Source organism: Streptomyces sp. NBC_01485 (assembly GCF_036227125.1).
Taxonomy (GTDB): domain Bacteria; phylum Actinomycetota; class Actinomycetes; order Streptomycetales; family Streptomycetaceae; genus Streptomyces.
Genome location: NZ_CP109435.1, coordinates 2,316,124 through 2,332,229 on the forward strand (window position 1 = coordinate 2,316,124; position 16,106 = coordinate 2,332,229).

Here is a 16,106-nt window from a genome sequence, read left to right on the forward strand (position 1 = left end):
TGGGCGCCGCCGCGTCGCCCGGGGAGAGAAGTCGGAGGAGGGGGAGGGAGATGGGGAACTGTGACAGATCGCCCCCGAAGTGTCACACTCTGCGCCCTACTACCCTGCCGCGCGCCCGCCCCGGGGGTCAGCTCGGCGAGGAGGCGGTGCTGTTGGCGGTGCCGCTGACGGCGTCCTCGGCGATGCGCTCGTGGTGGCGGATCACCTCGGCGATGATGAAGTTGAGGAACTTCTCGGCGAACGCGGGGTCGAGCCTGGCGTTCTCGGCGAGGGTGCGCAGCCGGGCGATCTGGCGGGCCTCGCGGGCCTGGTCGGCGGGCGGCAGCTGGTGGCGGGCCTTGAGGTGGCCGACCTGCTGGGTGGCCTTGAAGCGTTCGGCGAGCATGTGGACGACGGCCGCGTCGATGTTGTCGATGCTGTCGCGCAGCCGGGCGAGCTCCTCGCGGACGGCGGGGTCGACGTCACCGGTTCCGGCGCCGGGGGTGTTGCTGGTGGTCATGGGCGTCCACCCTAGTGCGCCGGGTCCTCGTACAGTGGAACCGGGTGCACTGGGTGCACGGCGTCCTGGCGTGTTGGGGGTGCGGGCGTGGCGAACGGCGGGCCGGTCGAGCACGGTTATCGGCATCTGGAGACGGTGCGGGCCGCCGTCACGGCGTTGTACCGGCGGTTGTCGTACGACACCATCCACCAGTTCGCCACCAGCGTGGCCCCGGCGGACGTGGCGTTCTGCGACACCGACGATCTGTATCCGGGGGTGCAGCGGGTGGCGCGTGAGCTGGTGCGGCACTACCGGTTGCCGGATGCCCGGATGATCGTCTCCTTCCGGGAGATGGAGCACGCGGCGAACGTCGAACTCGCGGCGGGCCCCGAGTACTTCGTCGAGCTGAACGACCGGTTCCGTACGCATCGGCGGGACATCGGGGCGGCGCTGGCGCACGAGATCATGCACGTCTATCTGCATCGCGTGGGGCTGTCCTTCCCGGGCACGCGGGACAACGAGATCCTGACGGACACGGCGACGACGTATCTGGGGGCGGGCTGGCTGCTCCTGGACGCGTACCGGGAGGACGGGGCGTCCTCGCAGAAGCTGGGGTATCTGACGCCGGAGGAGTTCGGGTACGTGCTGGCGAAGCGGTCGCTGGTGTTCGGCGAGGATCCGTCGGTGTGGTTCACGAGTGCGCAGGCGTACACGGCGTACGAGCGGGGCATGGAGCGGGCCCGGCACGACGAGCGGCAGCCGCCGCTGACGGCCGCCGGCTGGGCGGGGCGCCGCCGCTACGCCCGCGACCGCCGGCACGCCCAGGACGACCGCCCGGCCGCGCCGGCCCCGGACGCCCCGTACGCGTTCGTGCCGGACCCGGATCCGCCGGGGCCGCTGCGGGTGACGTTCCCGTGCCCGACGTGCCACCAGCGGATCAGGGTGCCGGTACGGGGTCGGGTGCGGGCGCGGTGCGGGTTGTGCCGGACGGTGCTGGAGTGCGACACCTGAGCCCGGGCTGCGGAGCCCGGGCTAGGCCCCGTACACCGGCCCCGGCGGCTCGGATCCGGCCAGCAGTTTCCGTACGGCCTCGCCCGCCTCCGCCGGGTTCCAGCGGGCGCCCTTGTCGGCGGTGGGGCCCGGCCGCCAGCCCTCCATGACGGTGATCCGGCCGGCCTCCGCCTCGAAGACGCGGCCGGTGACGCCCTCGCTCCGCGCGGAGCCGAGCCAGACGACGAGCGGGGAGACGTTCTCGGGGGCCATGGCGTCGAAGCCGGTGTCGGGGGCCGCCATGGTCTCGGCGAAGGCGCGTTCCGTCATCCGGGTGCGGGCGGCGGGCGCGAGGGCGTTGACCTGGACGCCGTAGCGGGCGAGTTCGGCCGCGGCGACCAGTGTGAGGGCGACGATGCCGGCCTTGGCCGCGCTGTAGTTGCCCTGTCCGACCGAGCCCAGCAGCCCCGCTCCGCTGCTGGTGTTGACGATCCGGGCGACCGGCGTGCGGCCCGCCTTGGCCTCGGCCCGCCAGTGCGCGGCGGCGTGTCTCAGGGTGAGGAAGTGCCCCTTGAGGTGGACGCGCAGGACGGCGTCCCAGTCGTCCTCGTCGAGGTTGACGAGCATCCGGTCGCGCAGGAAGCCGGCGTTGTTGACGAGGGTGTCGAGCCGGCCGTACGTCTCCAGGGCGGTCGTCACGAGGGAGGCGGCGCCCCCGGGGGTGGCGATGTCGCCGCCGTGGGCGACGGCGTCGCCGCCCGCCGCGCGGATCTCCTCGGCGACGCGGGCGGCCGGGGACTCGGCGTCCGAGGTGCCGTCCGGCCCCACCCCCAGGTCGTTGACGACGACGCACGCGCCCTCCGCCGCGAACGCGAGCGCGTGCGCGCGGCCGAGGCCGCGTCCGGCGCCGGTGACGACGACCACGCGGCCGTCGCAGATTCCTGTCATCTCGGCGTCTCCTCTCACGTCACCTCTCCTTTCTCGCTTTTCTCCTTGTTGGCGGTCGCGGCGTCGAGGAACGCGGGCCGCTCCCCTCCCCCGTGCACGAGCAGGCTCGCCCCGCTGATGTACGCGGCGGCGTCGGAGGCGAGGAAGACGGCCGCCGCGCCCACGTCGGCGGGCCGGGCGAGCCGGCCGAGCGGGACGGTGCGGGCGACGGCCTCGACGCCGTCCTCGCCGCCGTAGTGCAGGTGGGCCAGCTCGGTGTGGACCATGCCGACGACCAGGGTGTTCACGCGCACCTGCGGGGCCCACTCCACGGCCATGGACCGCGCGAGGTTCTCCAGCCCCGCCTTGGCCGCGCCGTACGCGGCCGAGCCGGGCGAGGGGCGGCTGCCGCTGACGCTGCCGATCATCACGACCGAGCCGCCGGTGCGCCTGAGGTGGTCGTAGGCGGCGAGGGAGACCGTCAGCGGGGCGAGGAGGTTGAGTTCGATCACGCGCGCGTGGCGCTCTGGTTCCGCGTCGGCGAGTCTGCGGTACGGCGCGCCGCCCGCGTTGTTGACGAGGACGTCGAGCCGGGGCAGCCCGGCGAAGAACTCCCGTACGGCGTCGGCGTCCCGCACGTCCAGCGGCGCGAACCCGGTCTTCGGGACCGGGGTTTCGGGCGGCCGGCGGGCGCAGACCACGACCTCGGCGCCCGCGCGCACGAGGGAGCGCGCGATACCGGCGCCCACGCCCCGGGTGCCACCGGTGACGACGGCGACCTTCCCGTCCAGCTCCATTCGCTGCTACCTTTCCACCTAACAAACGTTTGGTGGAAAGGTAGCTGATGCTTCCATGGGTGTCTCCACCTCGTCCCCGGAAAAGGGGCCGGAAAAGGGGATCGCGGTCGTCACGGTCGACGTTCCGCCGGTCAACGCGCTGCCGGTGGACGGCTGGTTCGCGCTGGCCGACGCGGTGCGCGCGGCGGGCCGGGACCCGGGGACCCGCTGCGTGGTGCTGACCGCGCGGGGCCGGGGGTTCAACGCGGGGGTGGACATCAAGGAACTGCAGGCGCGGGGCAGAAGCGCGCTGATCGGCGCCAACCGGGGCTGCTTCGAGGCGTTCGCGGCGGTGTACGAGTGCGAGGTGCCCGTGGTCGCGGCGGTGCACGGCTTCTGCCTGGGCGGCGGCATCGGCCTGGTGGGCAACGCGGACGTGATCGTGGCGAGCGAGGACGCCGTGTTCGGCCTGCCCGAGCTGGACCGGGGCGCCCTGGGCGCGGCCACCCACCTCGCCCGCCTGGTCCCCCAGCACCTGATGCGCGCCCTGTACTACACCTCGCGCACGGTCACGGCGGCCGAGCTGCACGCGCACGGCTCGGTGTGGCGGGTGGTGCCGAGTGACGAACTACAAGCTGCCGCAAGGGAGTTGGCCGGTGAGATCGCCGCGAAGGACGGTGAGCTGCTCCGGCTCGCCAAGGCGGCCCTCAACGGCATCGACCCGGTCGACGTGCGCCGCAGCTACCGCTTCGAGCAGGGCTTCACCTTCGAGGCGAGCGTCGCCGGGGTGGCCGACCGGGTCCGGGACACATTCGGCAAGGACGGGACCGAGGGGGCTTAGGTGGGCGACAAGACGATGACCGCCGAGGAGGTCGTCTCCCGGCTGCGCAGCGGGATGACCCTCGGCATCGGCGGCTGGGGCTCGCGCCGCAAGCCGATGGCCCTGGTCAGGGCGTTGCTGCGGTCGGAGGTCACCGACCTGACCGTCGTGTCGTACGGCGGTCCGGACGTCGGGATGCTGGCGGCGGCGGGGCGGATCCGCAAGCTGGTGGCCGCCTTCGTCACCCTCGACTCGATCCCCCTCGAACCGCACTACCGCGCGGCCCGCGAGCGCGGTGCCTTCGAGCTGATGGAGATCGACGAGGCGATGTTCATGTGGGGGCTGCGCGCCGCCGCGCACCGGCTGCCCTTCCTGCCGGTGCGGGCGGGGCTCGGCTCGGACGTGATGCGGGTCAACCCCGGGCTGCGCACGGTGACTTCGCCGTACGACGACCAGGAGACGTTCGTCGCCATGCCCGCGCTGCGGCTGGACGCGGCCCTGGTGCACGTCAACCGGGCCGACCGGCTGGGCAACGGGCAGTATCTGGGCCCGGATCCGTACTTCGACGACCTCTTCTGCGAGGCGGCCGACGAGGCGTACGTGTCGTGCGAACGGGTCGTCGACACGGCCGAGTTGACGAAGGAGGCGGCGCCGCAGTCGCTGCTGGTCAAGCGGCACACGGTGACGGGGGTCGTCGAGGCCCCGAACGGCGCGCACTTCACGTCCTGCGCCCCCGACTACGGCCGGGACGAGGCGTTCCAGAAGCGGTACGCGACCACGCCCTGGCCGGAGTTCGCGGCGCGCTACCTGGCCGGGGACGAACAGGCGTACCGGTCGGCGGCCGGGGAGGAGGCATGAGGGACGACATGACCGAGGTGACCGAGGTGACCCGTGCCGAGTACTGCGTGGTCGCCTGCGCCGAGGCCTGGCGCGGCGGGGGCGAGATCCTGGCGAGCCCGATGGGCGTGATCCCGTCCGTGGGCGCCCGTCTCGCCCGGCACACCTTCGCGCCGGACCTGCTGCTGACCGACGGCGAGGCACTGCTCGTCGGCCCGGACGGCACCGTCGAGGGCTGGCTGCCGTACCGGCAGCATCTGGCCCTGGTCACCGGGGGCAGGCGGCACGTGATGATGGGCGCGAGCCAGATCGACCGGTACGGCAACCAGAACATCTCCTGCATCGGCGACTGGGCGAAGCCGAAGCGGCAACTGCTCGGGGTGCGCGGCGCGCCGGTCAACACCCTCAACAACCCGACGAGTTACTGGATCCCGAGGCATTCGCGGCGGGTCTTCGTCGAGAAGGTCGACATGGTGTGCGGGGTGGGGTACGACCGTGCGGCCGAGGCCGGGGCCCGTCATCACCGCATTCCCCGGGTCGTCTCCGACCTCGGTGTCTTCGACTTCGCCACGCCCGGCCACGCGATGCGGCTGGCGTCGGTGCATCCGGGGGTGAGCGTGGACCAGGTGCGGGAGGCGACGGGCTTCGACCTCGTGATCCCGGACGAGGTGCCCCGTACCCGTGAACCGACGGCGCGGGAGCTCCGGTTGATCCGCGACGTGCTCGATCCGGGCGCCGTGCGCGCGCGGGAGGTCGCCGTCTGATGGAGACGGCACTCACCCGGCTGGTCGGGGTCCGCCACCCGATCGTGCAGACCGGGATGGGGTGGGTGGCGGGGCCGCGCCTGGTGTCGGCGGCGGCGAACGCGGGCGCGCTGGGCGTCCTGGGCTCGGCGACGATGACCGTCGACGGGCTGCGGGAGGCCGTACGGGAGGTCAAGTCCCGTACGGACGCGCCGTTCGGGGTCAATCTCCGCGCCGACGCGGCGGACGCGGGCGACCGGGTGCGGATCATCCTCGACGAGGGGGTGCGGGTCGCGTCCTTCGCGCTGGCCCCCTCCCGCGAGCTGATCGGCGAGCTGAAGGAGGCGGGGGTCGTCGTCATCCCGTCGGTCGGCGCGCGTCGGCACGCCGAGAAGGTCGCGGCGTGGGGGGCGGACGCGGTGGTCGTGCAGGGCGGCGAGGGCGGCGGGCACACCGGCGAGGTGGCGACGACGGTGCTGCTGCCGCAGGTGGTGGACGCCGTGGACATACCGGTCGTGGCGGCGGGCGGCTTCTACGACGGGCGGGGGCTGGTGGCGGCGCTGGCGTACGGGGCGGCGGGCGTGGCCATGGGGACGCGGTTCCTGCTGACGTCGGACTCGACGGTGCCGGACGCGGTGAAGGCGCGGTACCTGGCGGCGACGGTCCGGGACGTGACGGTGACGCGGGCGGTCGACGGTCTGCCGCATCGCATGCTGCGTACGGACCTGGTGGCCTCGCTGGAGAACTCCGGCCGGGCACGGAGACTGCTGCACGCGGTCCGCCGGGCGGCCGGCTTCCGGAGGCTCTCCGGTCTCACCTGGCCTCAACTGGTCCGGGACGGACTCGCGATGAGGCACGGCAAGGACCTGACCTGGAGCCAGGTGCTGCTCGCGGCGAACACCCCGATGCTGCTGAGATCGGCGATGGTGGAGGGCCGTACGGACCTGGGGGTGATGGCCTCCGGGCAGGTCGCCGGGGTGATCGACGACCTGCCGTCGTGCGCGGAGCTGGTGGAGCGGATCATGAAGGAGGCGGAGGAGATCAGGCAGCGGCTCACAGCCTCTCCCTGATCACCGTCACAGCCGCTCGATGACCGTCAAGACCACTCTGTGACCGTCACAGCCGCTCGATGACCGTCACGTTCGCCTGGCCGCCGCCCTCGCACATCGTCTGGAGGCCGAACCGGCCGCCGGTGCGCTCCAGTTCGTGCAGCAGGGTCGTCATCAGCTTCACGCCCGTCGCGCCGAGCGGGTGGCCGAGGGCGATCGCGCCGCCGTTGACGTTGACCTTCTCCGGGTCCGCGCCGGTCTCCTTCAGCCAGGCCAGGACGACGGGCGCGAACGCCTCGTTGATCTCGACGAGGTCGATGTCGTCGATGGACAGGCCGGTCTTCTTCAGAGCGTGCGCGGTGGCCGGGATCGGCGCGGTCAGCATGCGGATGGGGTCCTCGCCGCGCACGGAGAGGTGGTGCACGCGCGCCCGGGGCGTCAGCCCGTGCTCGCGCACCGCCCGCTCCGAGGCCAGCAGCATGGCCGCCGCGCCGTCGGAGACCTGCGAGGAGCAGGCGGCGGTGACGGTGCCGCCGGGGATGACGGGCTTCAGCCCGGCCATCTTCTCCAGAGAGGTGTCCCGGCGCGGTCCCTCGTCGGCGGTGACGTCCCCGTACGCGACGGTCTCCCGCGCGAACCGGCCCTCGTCGATCGCGCGCACCGCCCGCCGGTGCGAGCGCAGCGCGAACTCCTCCTGGTCCGGCCGGCTGATGCCCCACTTGGCGGCGATCATCTCGGCGCCGGCGAACTGGTTCACGGCCCGGTCCCCGTACCGTGCGCGCCAGCCCTCGCTGCCCGCGAAGGGGCCCTGGGTGAAGCCGAGGGGCTCGGCGGCCTGCCGGGTGGCGAAGGCGATCGGGATCTGCGACATGTTCTGCACGCCGCCCGCGACCACCAGGTCCTGCGTCCCGGACAGCACGCCCTGCGCGGCGAAGTGCACGGCCTGCTGCGAGGAGCCGCACTGCCGGTCCACGGTCACGCCCGGCACCTCCTCGGGCAGCCCGGCGGCCAGCCAGCAGGTCCGCGCGATGTCCCCGGCCTGCGGCCCGACCGCGTCCAGGCAGCCGAAGACGACGTCCTCCACCGCCGCCGGGTCGATGCCCGAGCGCGCGAGAAGTTCCTTGAGCACATGGGCGCCGAGATCGGCCGGGTGCACCCCGGACAGACCTCCCGCGCGCCGCCCCACGGGCGTACGGACCGCTTCGACGATGTAGGCCTCGGCCATGACGACTCCCTCGCTGAAAAGGGCACTTGAATCGGCTTGAACCGGCTTGAACCGGCTACGTGCGTACGGCGATCCCGTCGAGGACCATCGACAGGTACTGCCGGGCGATCTCCTCCGGGCTGTGCTGTCCGCCGGGCCGGTACCAGGACGCGGCGACCCACACCGTGTCGCGGACGAACCGGTAGGTGAGCCGGACGTCGAGGTCGGCGCGGAAGACCTGGTCGGCGACCCCGCGCTCCAGCGTGGCCAGCCACGCCTTCTCGAACCGGCGCTGCGAGTCGGCGAGGAACGCGAACCGTTCCTGCGCCACGAGCTGTCTGCTCTCCTTCTGGTAGATCGCGACGGCGGCGCGGTGCCGGTCGATCTCCCGGAACGACTCGGTGACCAGGGCCTCGAGGGTCTCGCGGGGGCCGAGGCCGGCGGCGAGCACGGTGTCGTAGCCGCCCCACAGCTCGTCGAGGAAGGTGCGCAGGATCTCCTCGAGCATCGACTCCTTGGAGTCGAAGTGGTAGTAGAGGCTGCCCGCGAGCATGCCCGCGTGGTCCGCGATCTTGCGGACGGTGGTGGCGTTGTAACCCTGCTCGGCGAAGACCTCTGCGGCGGTGTCGAGGAGTTCGGCGCGGCGCGCGGGCGCGGCGGTCACCTGGGGCTTCTTCTTCGTAGGAGGCACGGATCCATTGTCGTCCTAGGCGTGCTGGCTGCTGACGGAGACGACCTCGCCGGTCAGGTACGAGGAGTAGCCGGACGCGAGGAACACGATGACGTTGGCCACCTCCCAGGGCTCGGCGTACCGCCCGAAGGCCTCGCGCGCGGTGAGTTCCGCGAGCAGTTCGGGGGTGGTGACCTTCACCAGGTGCGGGTGCATGGCGAGGCTCGGCGAGACGGCGTTGACCCGTACCCCGTACGCGGCGGCCTCGATCGCCGCGCACCGGGTCAGCGCCATCACGCCGGCCTTCGCGGCGGCGTAGTGCGCCTGCCCGGCCTGGGCGCGCCAGCCGACGACGGAGGCGTTGTTGACGATGACGCCCCCGCCGCTCCCCCGCATCAGCCGCAGGGCGGCCCGGGTGCACCGGAACGTGCCGTTCAGTGTCACGTCGAGCACCCGGGACCACTGTTCGTCGGTCATGTCGACGAGGTCCGAGGTGCCGCCCAGACCGGCGTTGTTCACGACGATGTCGAGGCGGCCGTGCAGCCGTACGGCGGTGTCGAAGAGGGCCCGCACCTGGGTCTCGTCGGTGACGTCGCACGGGAGGGCCGCCACCGCACCCTCGAACTCGGCGGCGAGCCCGGCCTCGTGCTCCTTGAGCCGGCGCGCGTGGGCGTCGCTGATCAGCACGCGCGCGCCCTCCTCCAGGAAGCGGCGCGCGGTGGCGCCGCCGATCCCCGCTCCCGCCGCCGCGGTGATGACGGCGGTGCGCCCCCGCAGCAGCCCGTGCCCGGGTTCGTAGACCGGACTCTCGACGCCTGTCATAGGGCCACGCTAACCTACCAAACACTTGTTAGGGAAGGATTGCCGCTGATGGACCTCGACTTCACCCCCGCCGAGGAAGCGTTCCGCGCCGAGGCCCGCGCCTGGCTGCGCGCGCACGTGCCGCCGGTTCCCCTCCCGTCGCTGGAGACCGGGGAGGGCTTCGCGGCGCACCGCACGTGGGAGGCCGAACTCGCCGCGGACCGCTGGTCGGTGGTGAACTGGCCGGCGCGGTACGGCGGGCGGGACGCCGGTCTGATCCGCTGGCTGGTGTTCGAGGAGGAGTACTACGCGGCGGGGGCGCCGGGCCGGGTCGGGCAGAACGGCGTCAGCCTGCTCGCGCCGACCCTCTTCGACCACGGCACGCAGGAGCAACGCGCGCGCGTGCTGCCGTCGATGGCGACCGGCGAGGTGGTCTGGGCACAGGCGTGGTCGGAGCCGGAGGCGGGCTCCGACCTGGCCTCGCTGCGCTCCCGGGCCGTCCGCGCGGACGGCGGCTGGCGTTTGAGCGGCCAGAAGACGTGGTCGTCGCGGGCGGCCTTCGCCGACCGTGCGTTCGGCCTGTTCCGCAGCGACCCGGCCCCGGCCCGCCCCCACCAGGGCCTGACGTACCTGATGTTCGACCTGCGCGCGCCGGGCGTCACGGTCCGCCCGATCGGCCGCCTCGACGGGAAACCGGCGTTCGCCGAACTGTTCCTGGACGACGTCTTCGTACCGGACGAGGACGTGATCGGCGAGGCCGGCCAGGGCTGGCGGGTGGCCATGTCCACGGCGGGCGACGAACGGGGGCTGACGCTCCGTTCGCCCGGCCGCTTCCTGGCAGCCGCGGACCGCCTCCACGGTCTGTGGCGGGACAGGGGCTGCCCCGCCTGGGCCCGCGACCGGGTCGCCGACGCGCTGTCCGGCGCCCGCGCCTACCAGCTCTTCGCCTACGCGGCCGCCTCCCGCTTCCTCGACGGCGAGTCGATCGGCCCGGAGTCCAGCCTGAACAAGGTCTTCTGGTCCGAGTACGACATCGCGCTGCACGAGACGGCCCTCGACCTGCTGGGCGAGGAGGGCGAGTCGGCGGACTCCGCCTGGGCCGAGGCGTACGTGTTCGCACTCGCCGGTCCCGTCTACGCCGGTACGAACGAGATCCAGCGCGACATCATCGCCGAGCGCCTGCTCGGCCTGCCGAAGGGCCGCCGCTGATGCGTTTCCTCCTGGACACCGAGCAGCGGGCGTTCGCCGCCTCGCTGGACGCGATGCTGACGGCCGCCGACACCCCGCGCGCGGTACGGGACTGGAGCCGGGGCGAGCACGCGCGCGGGCGGGCCCTGTGGGCGCGGATCGCCGAGGCGGGCGTCTTCGCGCTGGCGGTCCCGGAGGCGTACGAGGGGCTGGGGCCCCGGCCGGTCGAACTGGCCGTCGCCTTCGTGGAGTTGGGGCGGCACGCGGTGCCGGGCCCGCTGGTGGAGACGGTCGTGGCGGCGACCCTGCTGCTCGATCCGGGCCCGGCGAAGCGGTTCCTCCCGGCGCTGGCCTCGGGCGAGTCGACGGCGACGGTGGCGCACGAGGGCTCGTACGCGGTGGACGGCGACGCGGCGACCCTACGGCTGGCCCTGGCCGCCGACGGTCTCCGGCTCGCCCCGGGGCACGGCCCGGTCCGGCCGTCCCTCGACCCGGCCCGGCGGCTCACCCGCCTGCTGCCGGGCGGTGAGCTCCTCGCGCCGGACCCGCCCGTGGACCGCGCGCTGCTCTGGGCCCGCCTGGCCACCGCGGCACAGGCGCTGGGGGTGGGTCTGGCGCTGCTGGAGCGGACGGTGGCGTACGTCGGGCAGCGTGTGCAGTTCGGGGTGCCGATCGGCTCGTTCCAGGCGGTCAAGCACCGGCTGGCGGACGCGAAGACCGCGCTGGAGTTCGCCCGGCCCCTGGTCCTGGGCGCCGCCGTCACGATGGCCCCGGCGGACGTCGCCGCCGCGAAGGTGAGCGCCTGCGAGGCGTCGTACGCGACCGCGCGCACCGCGCTCCAACTGCACGGCGCGATCGGCTACACGGCGGAGTACGACCTGTCGCTCTGGCTCACCAAGGCCCGCGCCCTGCGCACGGCCTGGGGCACGCCGGACGAGTGCCGGGCGGAGATACTGGCGGCCCGCGCCTGACCTCGGCGCCCGACCTCGGCGCCCGACCTCGGCGCCCGACCTCACCTCGTGACCTCAGCTCGTGACCTTGGCGATGAAGGCGGCGAGGTTGGTCACGGTCCGCTGGATCTTCTCCTCCAGGGTGATCGTCTCGGGCAGCCGGGCGCCGATGCCCGCGTCCCGCTTGCCGCGCACGTAGAGCGAGCAGGCGAGGTCGCTGCAGATGTAGGCCCCCACCGAGTTGCCCTGCTGCCCGGCCCGGCCCGCCTTCGGCGCGACCATCAGGGAGACGCCGCCGGAGTGCGTGGTCAGGCACATCGTGCACATGCTGCGCCGCGCCTGCCAGGAGCCGGCTGCGGAGGAGCGCAGTGCGAGCGCCTTCGGCCGGCCGTCCAGCTCCACGACGAGGTAGGCCCGGTCGGGGGCCTGGGGGTCGCGCCAGCCCAGGTAGTCCAGGTCCTCCCAGGGCTGGTCGGCCAGGTCGCGCGGCACGGACAGGCGCTTGGTCTCACCCTTGGTGCAGTTCACGAAGGCGGCACGGATCTCTTGCTCGGTCAGCGGCTTCATAGCGGTGAGGCTAATTTGCCTAAAGGTTTTAGGCAAACGCATAATTGCCGAAGCCGAAGGAGCGGGCGGACGAACGGGAGGACGAACATGGTGCGGGTCGGACTGACCACGGAACGCCTGGTCCGGGCTGGTGCGGAGCTGGCCGACGAGGTCGGCTTCGACCAGGTGACCGTCTCGGCGCTCGCCAGACGCTTCGACGTCAAGGTCGCGAGCCTGTACTCGCACGTGAAGAACTCCGACGACCTCAGGACCCGGATCGCCCTGCTCGCCCTGGAGGAACTCGCCGACCGGGGCGACCTCGCGCTGGCCGGCCGGGCCGGCAAGGACGCCCTGACCGCCCTGGGCGACGTCTACCGCGACTACGCCCGCGAGCACCCCGGCCGCTACGCCGCGGCCCAACTGAGACTCGGCCCCGAGGCGGCGGCCGCGAGCGCGGGCGGCCGGCACGCCCGGATGACCCGGGCGATCCTGCGCGGCTACGACCTCACCGAGCCGGACCAGACCCACGCCGTCCGCCTGCTGGGCAGCGTCTTCCACGGCTACGTCACCCTGGAGCTCGGCGGCGGCTTCAGCCACAGCGCCCCCGACACCCAGGAGACCTGGACCCGGATCCTGGACGCCCTCGACGCCCTGCTGCGCACCTGGCCGCCCAAGGAGTGACCGGTCACCTCAGTGCTCGTGCCCGCCGGTCAGCTCGCGGTACTCCTCCGGCGTCGGCTTGGGTATGTGGCTGTCGGTCCCGAACACGGCCCGCGCCAGCCGCGCCCGCACCCGCTGGGCCACCGTGACCGGCCGCCGGACCCCGTTGTGGTCGACGAGCGGCCCGATCTCGTACGGCGGGGCCTGCTCGTGCTGGGTGAGGGTGAACAGCCGGGCCCGGTCCAGGGGTTCGTGGACCTCGACGTACTCGCCGTGCGGGAGGCGCTTGATGGTCCCCGTCTCCCGGCCGTGCAGCACCAGGTCCCGGTCCCGGCGCTGGAGTCCCAGGCAGATCCGCTTGGTGACCATGAAGGCGACGACCGGCCCGGCAAACACGGAGACCCGCACGAACCAGGTGATCGCGTTGATGGACAGATGCAGATGCGTGGCCACGATGTCGTTGCCGCCGCCGATCAGCAGCACCGCGTACAGCGTCAGCCAGGCCACGCCGAGGCCGGTGCGCACGGGCGCGTTGCGGGGCCGGTCGAGGATGTGGTGCTCCCGTTTGTCGCCGGTGATCCACGCCTCGGCGAACGGGTAGAGGCCGATGGCGAGCAGGATCAGCGGGAACAGCGAGAACGGGATGAGGACGCCCAGCTCCAGGGTGTGACCCCAGGCGTTGATCTCCCAGCCCGGCATCACCCGGACCAGCCCCTCGGAGAAGCCGAGGTACCAGTCCGGCTGGGCGCCGGTCGTCACCAGGTCCGGCCGGTACGGTCCGAACGCCCACACGGGGTTGATGCTCGCGATCCCGCCCATCACCGCCAGCACGCCGAAGACCAGGAAGAAGAACCCGCCCGCCTTCGCCATGTACACCGGCATGAAGGGCATCCCGACCACGCTCTTCTGGTCGCGTCCGGGCCCCGGGTACTGGGTGTGCTTGTGGAAGAACACCAGGATGAGATGGGCGACGACCAGCCCCAGCATGATCCCGGGCAGCAGCAGGACGTGGATCGGGAAGAACCGCGAGATGATGTCGTGGCCCGGGAACTCCCCGCCGAAGAGGAAGAACGACAGGTACGTCCCGACGATCGGGACGGACAGGATCGCGCCGTCGGCGAACCGGACGCCGGTGCCGGAGAGCATGTCGTCCGGGAGCGAGTAGCCGGTCAGCCCGGTGAGGATGCCGAGGAACAGCAGCAGCCAGCCGAACAGCCAGTTGACCTCGCGCGGCTTGCGGAACGCGCCGGTGAAGAACACCCGCATCATGTGCACGAGCATGCCGGTGACGAACACCAGCGCCGCCCAGTGGTGGATCTGCCGGATCAGCAGCCCGCCGCGCACGTCGAAACTGATGTGGAGCGTCGACTCGTACGCCTTCGTCATCACGACGCCGTTGAGCGGCGCGTACGAGCCGTGGTAGACGACCTCGGCGCTGCTCGGCTCGAAGAACAGGGTGAGGTAGACGCCGGTGAGGAGGAGGATCAGGAAGCTGTAGAGGCAGACTTCGCCGAGCATGAAGGACCAGTGGTCGGGGAACACCTTGCGCAGGTTGGCCTTGGCCAGCGCGTACAGCCCGAGCCGTCCGTCGGCCCAGTCGGCGAGCCGCTCCCCCTTGCCGGGCCCATCACCCCCTGACCCCGAACTCCCGCTGTCCACAACCCCGTTCACTGCTTGCGCGCCGTCACCCATACGTCGCCGCCTCCCCGTCGGACCGAGATCAGAGTGGCACGAAGCACCCGCCACGCCAACAGCGCGAACAGAAGCCGGGAGCGGGAGTGGAGAGACGGTTACGGCCGTACGATCCCCGCCGCCCGTGCGGCCACCAGCCACTTGGGGAACTCCCCCACCAGCCGGTCGTACAGCTCCGCGTCCGCCGTCTTCGCCGGGTCCGAACCGGCGTGGAAGAACCCGGCGTTGTCGACCGCCCGCTTCTCCGGGACGGGCAGTTCGTCGAGCTTGCGCAGGAAGTCGAACTGCCTGCTGCCCCGGTCGCCGAAGCCGATGAACTGCCAGAACATCGGCAGCTTCGACGCCTTGCACAGATAGCGTTCCGCGGCGACCTTGTCGATCGGGCCGCCGTCGGTCTGGAACACGACGAACGCCGGGTCCGTCGAGCCGCTGTCGAGGTAGTGGTCGATGACGGCGTCCATGGCGACGTGGTAGCTCGTCTTGCCCATGTGGCCGAGCCCGGCCACGATGCTGTCCACCCGCCCCTGATGGTCGGCGAGGGCGATGTCGGTGACGGCGTCGACGTCCGTGGAGAAGACGACGACCGGCACCCGGCCGTCGTCGTCGAGGTGCGCGGACAGCCCCAACACCCGGTCGGCGAGCGCCTGCACGCTGCCGTCCCGGTAGTACGGCTTCATCGACCCCGAGTAGTCGACGACGAGGTAGACGGCGGCCCGCTGCCCGTCGAGACCGTGCTTCGCGAGTGAAACCCCGGCGCTCTTGTACAGGTTGACCAGCGCGGGCGCGGTCTCCAGGACCTTGGTGAGACTGATCGCGACCATGGCGCACAGCCTCCCACACCGCCTGTGCCATGCCCCCTGTCCGTCCTTTTGTTCGTTCGCCGACTAATTAGTATGGAATGACAAGGAAGATCACATTCCGGCCTTAAAGTGTGCGGCATGAAACGTGCCGCCGCCCTGGTCTGCGTCGCCGTCGCGTCGACGGTGTACCTGCTCACCCCCGCCCAGCCCGCCCAGCCGACGGTCGGCGTCCGGGCGACCCCGCCGGGTCTCGCCGCCCCGGCGCAGAAGGAACTGGCCCAACAGATCGTGGCGAGCGCCGAGAACGGCACCCTGAACTGGCGCAGCGCGTACGGCTACGTCGAGGACATCGGCGACGGCCAGGGCTACACGGCGGGCCTGATCGGCTTCTGCACCGGCACCCACGATCTGCTCACCCTCGTCGAGCAGTACACCCGCGCCCATCCGGACAACGCCCTCGCCCCCTACCTCCCGGCCCTGCGCCGGGTCGACGGCACCGACTCGCACGCCGGTCTGGACCCGGGTTTCCCGGCCGCCTGGCGGACCGAGTCGAGCGTGCCCGCCTTCCGGGCGGCGCAGGACGCCGAGCGCGACCGCGTCTACTTCAACCCGGCGGTGCGCCGCGGCCGGGCCGACGGTCTGGGCGCGCTGGGCCAGTTCATCTACTACGACGCCCTGGTCTTCCACGGCCCCGGCGCGGGCCCGACCAGCTTCGACGGCATCCGCGCCCGCGCCGTGCAGCAGGCCCGCACGCCCGCGCAGGGCGGCGACGAGGCCGACTACCTCGACGCGTTCCTCGACGCCCGCCGCCGCGCCATGCTGACCCGGCACCCCGGCATCGACACCTCCCGCGTCGACACGACCCAGCGCCGCTTCCTGCGCGACGGCAACCTCGACCTGCTTCCGCCGCTGCGGTGGCAGGTGTACGGCGAGACCTACCAGGTGCCGTAAACGCTTCAGGTCCAGGGCGTCCGG

Annotated in this window: 18 protein-coding genes; 9 read left to right on the forward strand and 9 right to left on the reverse strand. The window is 72.4% G+C overall.

The features are described from left to right. Positions 1-127: 127 nt before the first annotated feature. Positions 128-499 carry a chorismate mutase gene (locus OG352_RS10700; protein WP_329216289.1) on the reverse strand — a complete coding sequence of 124 codons (372 nt, stop codon included), beginning with the start codon at positions 497-499 and terminating at the stop codon, positions 128-130. Positions 500-586: 87 nt separating this feature from the next. On the opposite strand from OG352_RS10700, the gene OG352_RS10705 reads away from it, so the two are divergent. Then, a complete protein-coding gene (locus tag OG352_RS10705) occupies positions 587-1,489 on the forward strand; it encodes a hypothetical protein (protein WP_329216290.1) in 903 nt (300 codons plus the stop codon). A 21-nt stretch (positions 1,490-1,510) separates the two neighbouring features. Here the strand turns inward: OG352_RS10705 and OG352_RS10710 are convergent, their stop codons facing one another. Both OG352_RS10710 and OG352_RS10715 read right to left on the reverse strand, forming a co-directional pair. Further along, positions 1,511-2,416 (reverse strand): SDR family oxidoreductase, encoded by a 906-nt coding sequence (locus OG352_RS10710; protein WP_329223786.1) that lies wholly within the window; start codon positions 2,414-2,416, stop codon positions 1,511-1,513. A 14-nt stretch (positions 2,417-2,430) separates the two neighbouring features. After that, entirely contained in the window at positions 2,431-3,192 is a 762-nt protein-coding gene (locus OG352_RS10715; RefSeq protein ID WP_329216292.1) for an SDR family oxidoreductase, read from the reverse strand. Positions 3,193-3,247: 55 nt separating this feature from the next. Between OG352_RS10715 and OG352_RS10720 the strand changes: the two genes are divergently transcribed. Genes OG352_RS10720 through OG352_RS10735 form a run of 4 tightly spaced genes read left to right on the forward strand, consistent with a single transcriptional unit; the run spans position 3,248 to position 6,641 of the window. Continuing rightward, positions 3,248-4,012, forward strand: a complete 765-nt coding sequence (locus tag OG352_RS10720) for an enoyl-CoA hydratase family protein (RefSeq protein ID WP_329216293.1) — start codon at positions 3,248-3,250, stop codon at positions 4,010-4,012. After that, positions 4,013-4,849 (forward strand): CoA transferase subunit A, encoded by an 837-nt coding sequence (locus OG352_RS10725; RefSeq protein WP_329216295.1) that lies wholly within the window; start codon positions 4,013-4,015, stop codon positions 4,847-4,849. It abuts the gene before it with no gap. Next, positions 4,846-5,592, forward strand: a complete 747-nt coding sequence (locus tag OG352_RS10730; RefSeq protein WP_329216296.1) for a CoA-transferase subunit beta — start codon at positions 4,846-4,848, stop codon at positions 5,590-5,592. The genes OG352_RS10725 and OG352_RS10730 overlap by 4 nt, the downstream gene beginning before the upstream one ends. Then, positions 5,592-6,641, forward strand: a complete 1,050-nt coding sequence (locus OG352_RS10735; protein WP_329216298.1) for an NAD(P)H-dependent flavin oxidoreductase — start codon at positions 5,592-5,594, stop codon at positions 6,639-6,641. The genes OG352_RS10730 and OG352_RS10735 overlap by 1 nt, the downstream gene beginning before the upstream one ends. 46 nt (positions 6,642-6,687) lie before the next feature. Here OG352_RS10735 and OG352_RS10740 read toward each other — a convergent pair whose 3' ends face one another. From OG352_RS10740 to OG352_RS10750, 3 genes are read right to left on the reverse strand one after another with little or no spacing between them, the layout of a single operon-like run. Further along, positions 6,688-7,845: an acetyl-CoA C-acetyltransferase gene (locus tag OG352_RS10740; protein ID WP_329216299.1), complete on the reverse strand. Its 1,158-nt coding sequence runs from the start codon at positions 7,843-7,845 to the stop codon at positions 6,688-6,690. Positions 7,846-7,900: 55 nt separating this feature from the next. Then, positions 7,901-8,515, reverse strand: coding sequence for a TetR/AcrR family transcriptional regulator (locus OG352_RS10745; RefSeq protein WP_329216300.1), 615 nt, complete (start codon positions 8,513-8,515; stop codon positions 7,901-7,903). A 15-nt stretch (positions 8,516-8,530) separates the two neighbouring features. Continuing rightward, a complete protein-coding gene (locus OG352_RS10750) occupies positions 8,531-9,316 on the reverse strand; it encodes an SDR family oxidoreductase (RefSeq protein WP_329216301.1) in 786 nt (261 codons plus the stop codon). Positions 9,317-9,364: 48 nt separating this feature from the next. Here OG352_RS10750 and OG352_RS10755 point away from each other — a divergent pair, with 48 nt between their 5' ends. Together OG352_RS10755 and OG352_RS10760 are read left to right on the forward strand one after the other, a co-directional pair. Beyond that, positions 9,365-10,504 (forward strand): acyl-CoA dehydrogenase family protein, encoded by a 1,140-nt coding sequence (locus OG352_RS10755; protein ID WP_329216302.1) that lies wholly within the window; start codon positions 9,365-9,367, stop codon positions 10,502-10,504. Next, a complete protein-coding gene (locus tag OG352_RS10760) occupies positions 10,504-11,454 on the forward strand; it encodes an acyl-CoA dehydrogenase family protein (RefSeq protein WP_329216303.1) in 951 nt (316 codons plus the stop codon). Before OG352_RS10755 ends, OG352_RS10760 begins: the two co-directional genes overlap by 1 nt. Before the next feature lie 54 nt (positions 11,455-11,508). Here the strand turns inward: OG352_RS10760 and OG352_RS10765 are convergent, their stop codons facing one another. Next, positions 11,509-12,000: an FBP domain-containing protein gene (locus OG352_RS10765; protein WP_329216304.1), complete on the reverse strand. Its 492-nt coding sequence runs from the start codon at positions 11,998-12,000 to the stop codon at positions 11,509-11,511. An 87-nt stretch (positions 12,001-12,087) separates the two neighbouring features. Here OG352_RS10765 and OG352_RS10770 point away from each other — a divergent pair, with 87 nt between their 5' ends. Continuing rightward, positions 12,088-12,660, forward strand: coding sequence for a TetR/AcrR family transcriptional regulator (locus OG352_RS10770; protein WP_329216305.1), 573 nt, complete (start codon positions 12,088-12,090; stop codon positions 12,658-12,660). Between the two features lie 9 nt (positions 12,661-12,669). Here the strand turns inward: OG352_RS10770 and qcrB are convergent, their stop codons facing one another. Both qcrB and OG352_RS10780 read right to left on the reverse strand, forming a co-directional pair. Then, on the reverse strand, positions 12,670-14,331 hold the full coding sequence (qcrB, locus tag OG352_RS10775; RefSeq protein ID WP_329216306.1) for a cytochrome bc1 complex cytochrome b subunit: 1,662 nt from the start codon (positions 14,329-14,331) through the stop codon (positions 12,670-12,672). A gap of 98 nt (positions 14,332-14,429) precedes the next feature. Next, the gene (locus OG352_RS10780) at positions 14,430-15,152 is read right to left on the reverse strand and encodes a vWA domain-containing protein (RefSeq protein ID WP_329216307.1); all 723 of its coding nucleotides are present in this window, start codon (positions 15,150-15,152) and stop codon (positions 14,430-14,432) included. 117 nt (positions 15,153-15,269) lie between these two features. Here OG352_RS10780 and OG352_RS10785 point away from each other — a divergent pair, with 117 nt between their 5' ends. Beyond that, positions 15,270-16,082, forward strand: coding sequence for a chitosanase (locus OG352_RS10785; RefSeq protein WP_329216308.1), 813 nt, complete (start codon positions 15,270-15,272; stop codon positions 16,080-16,082). The last annotated feature ends 24 nt before the right edge of the window (positions 16,083-16,106 follow it).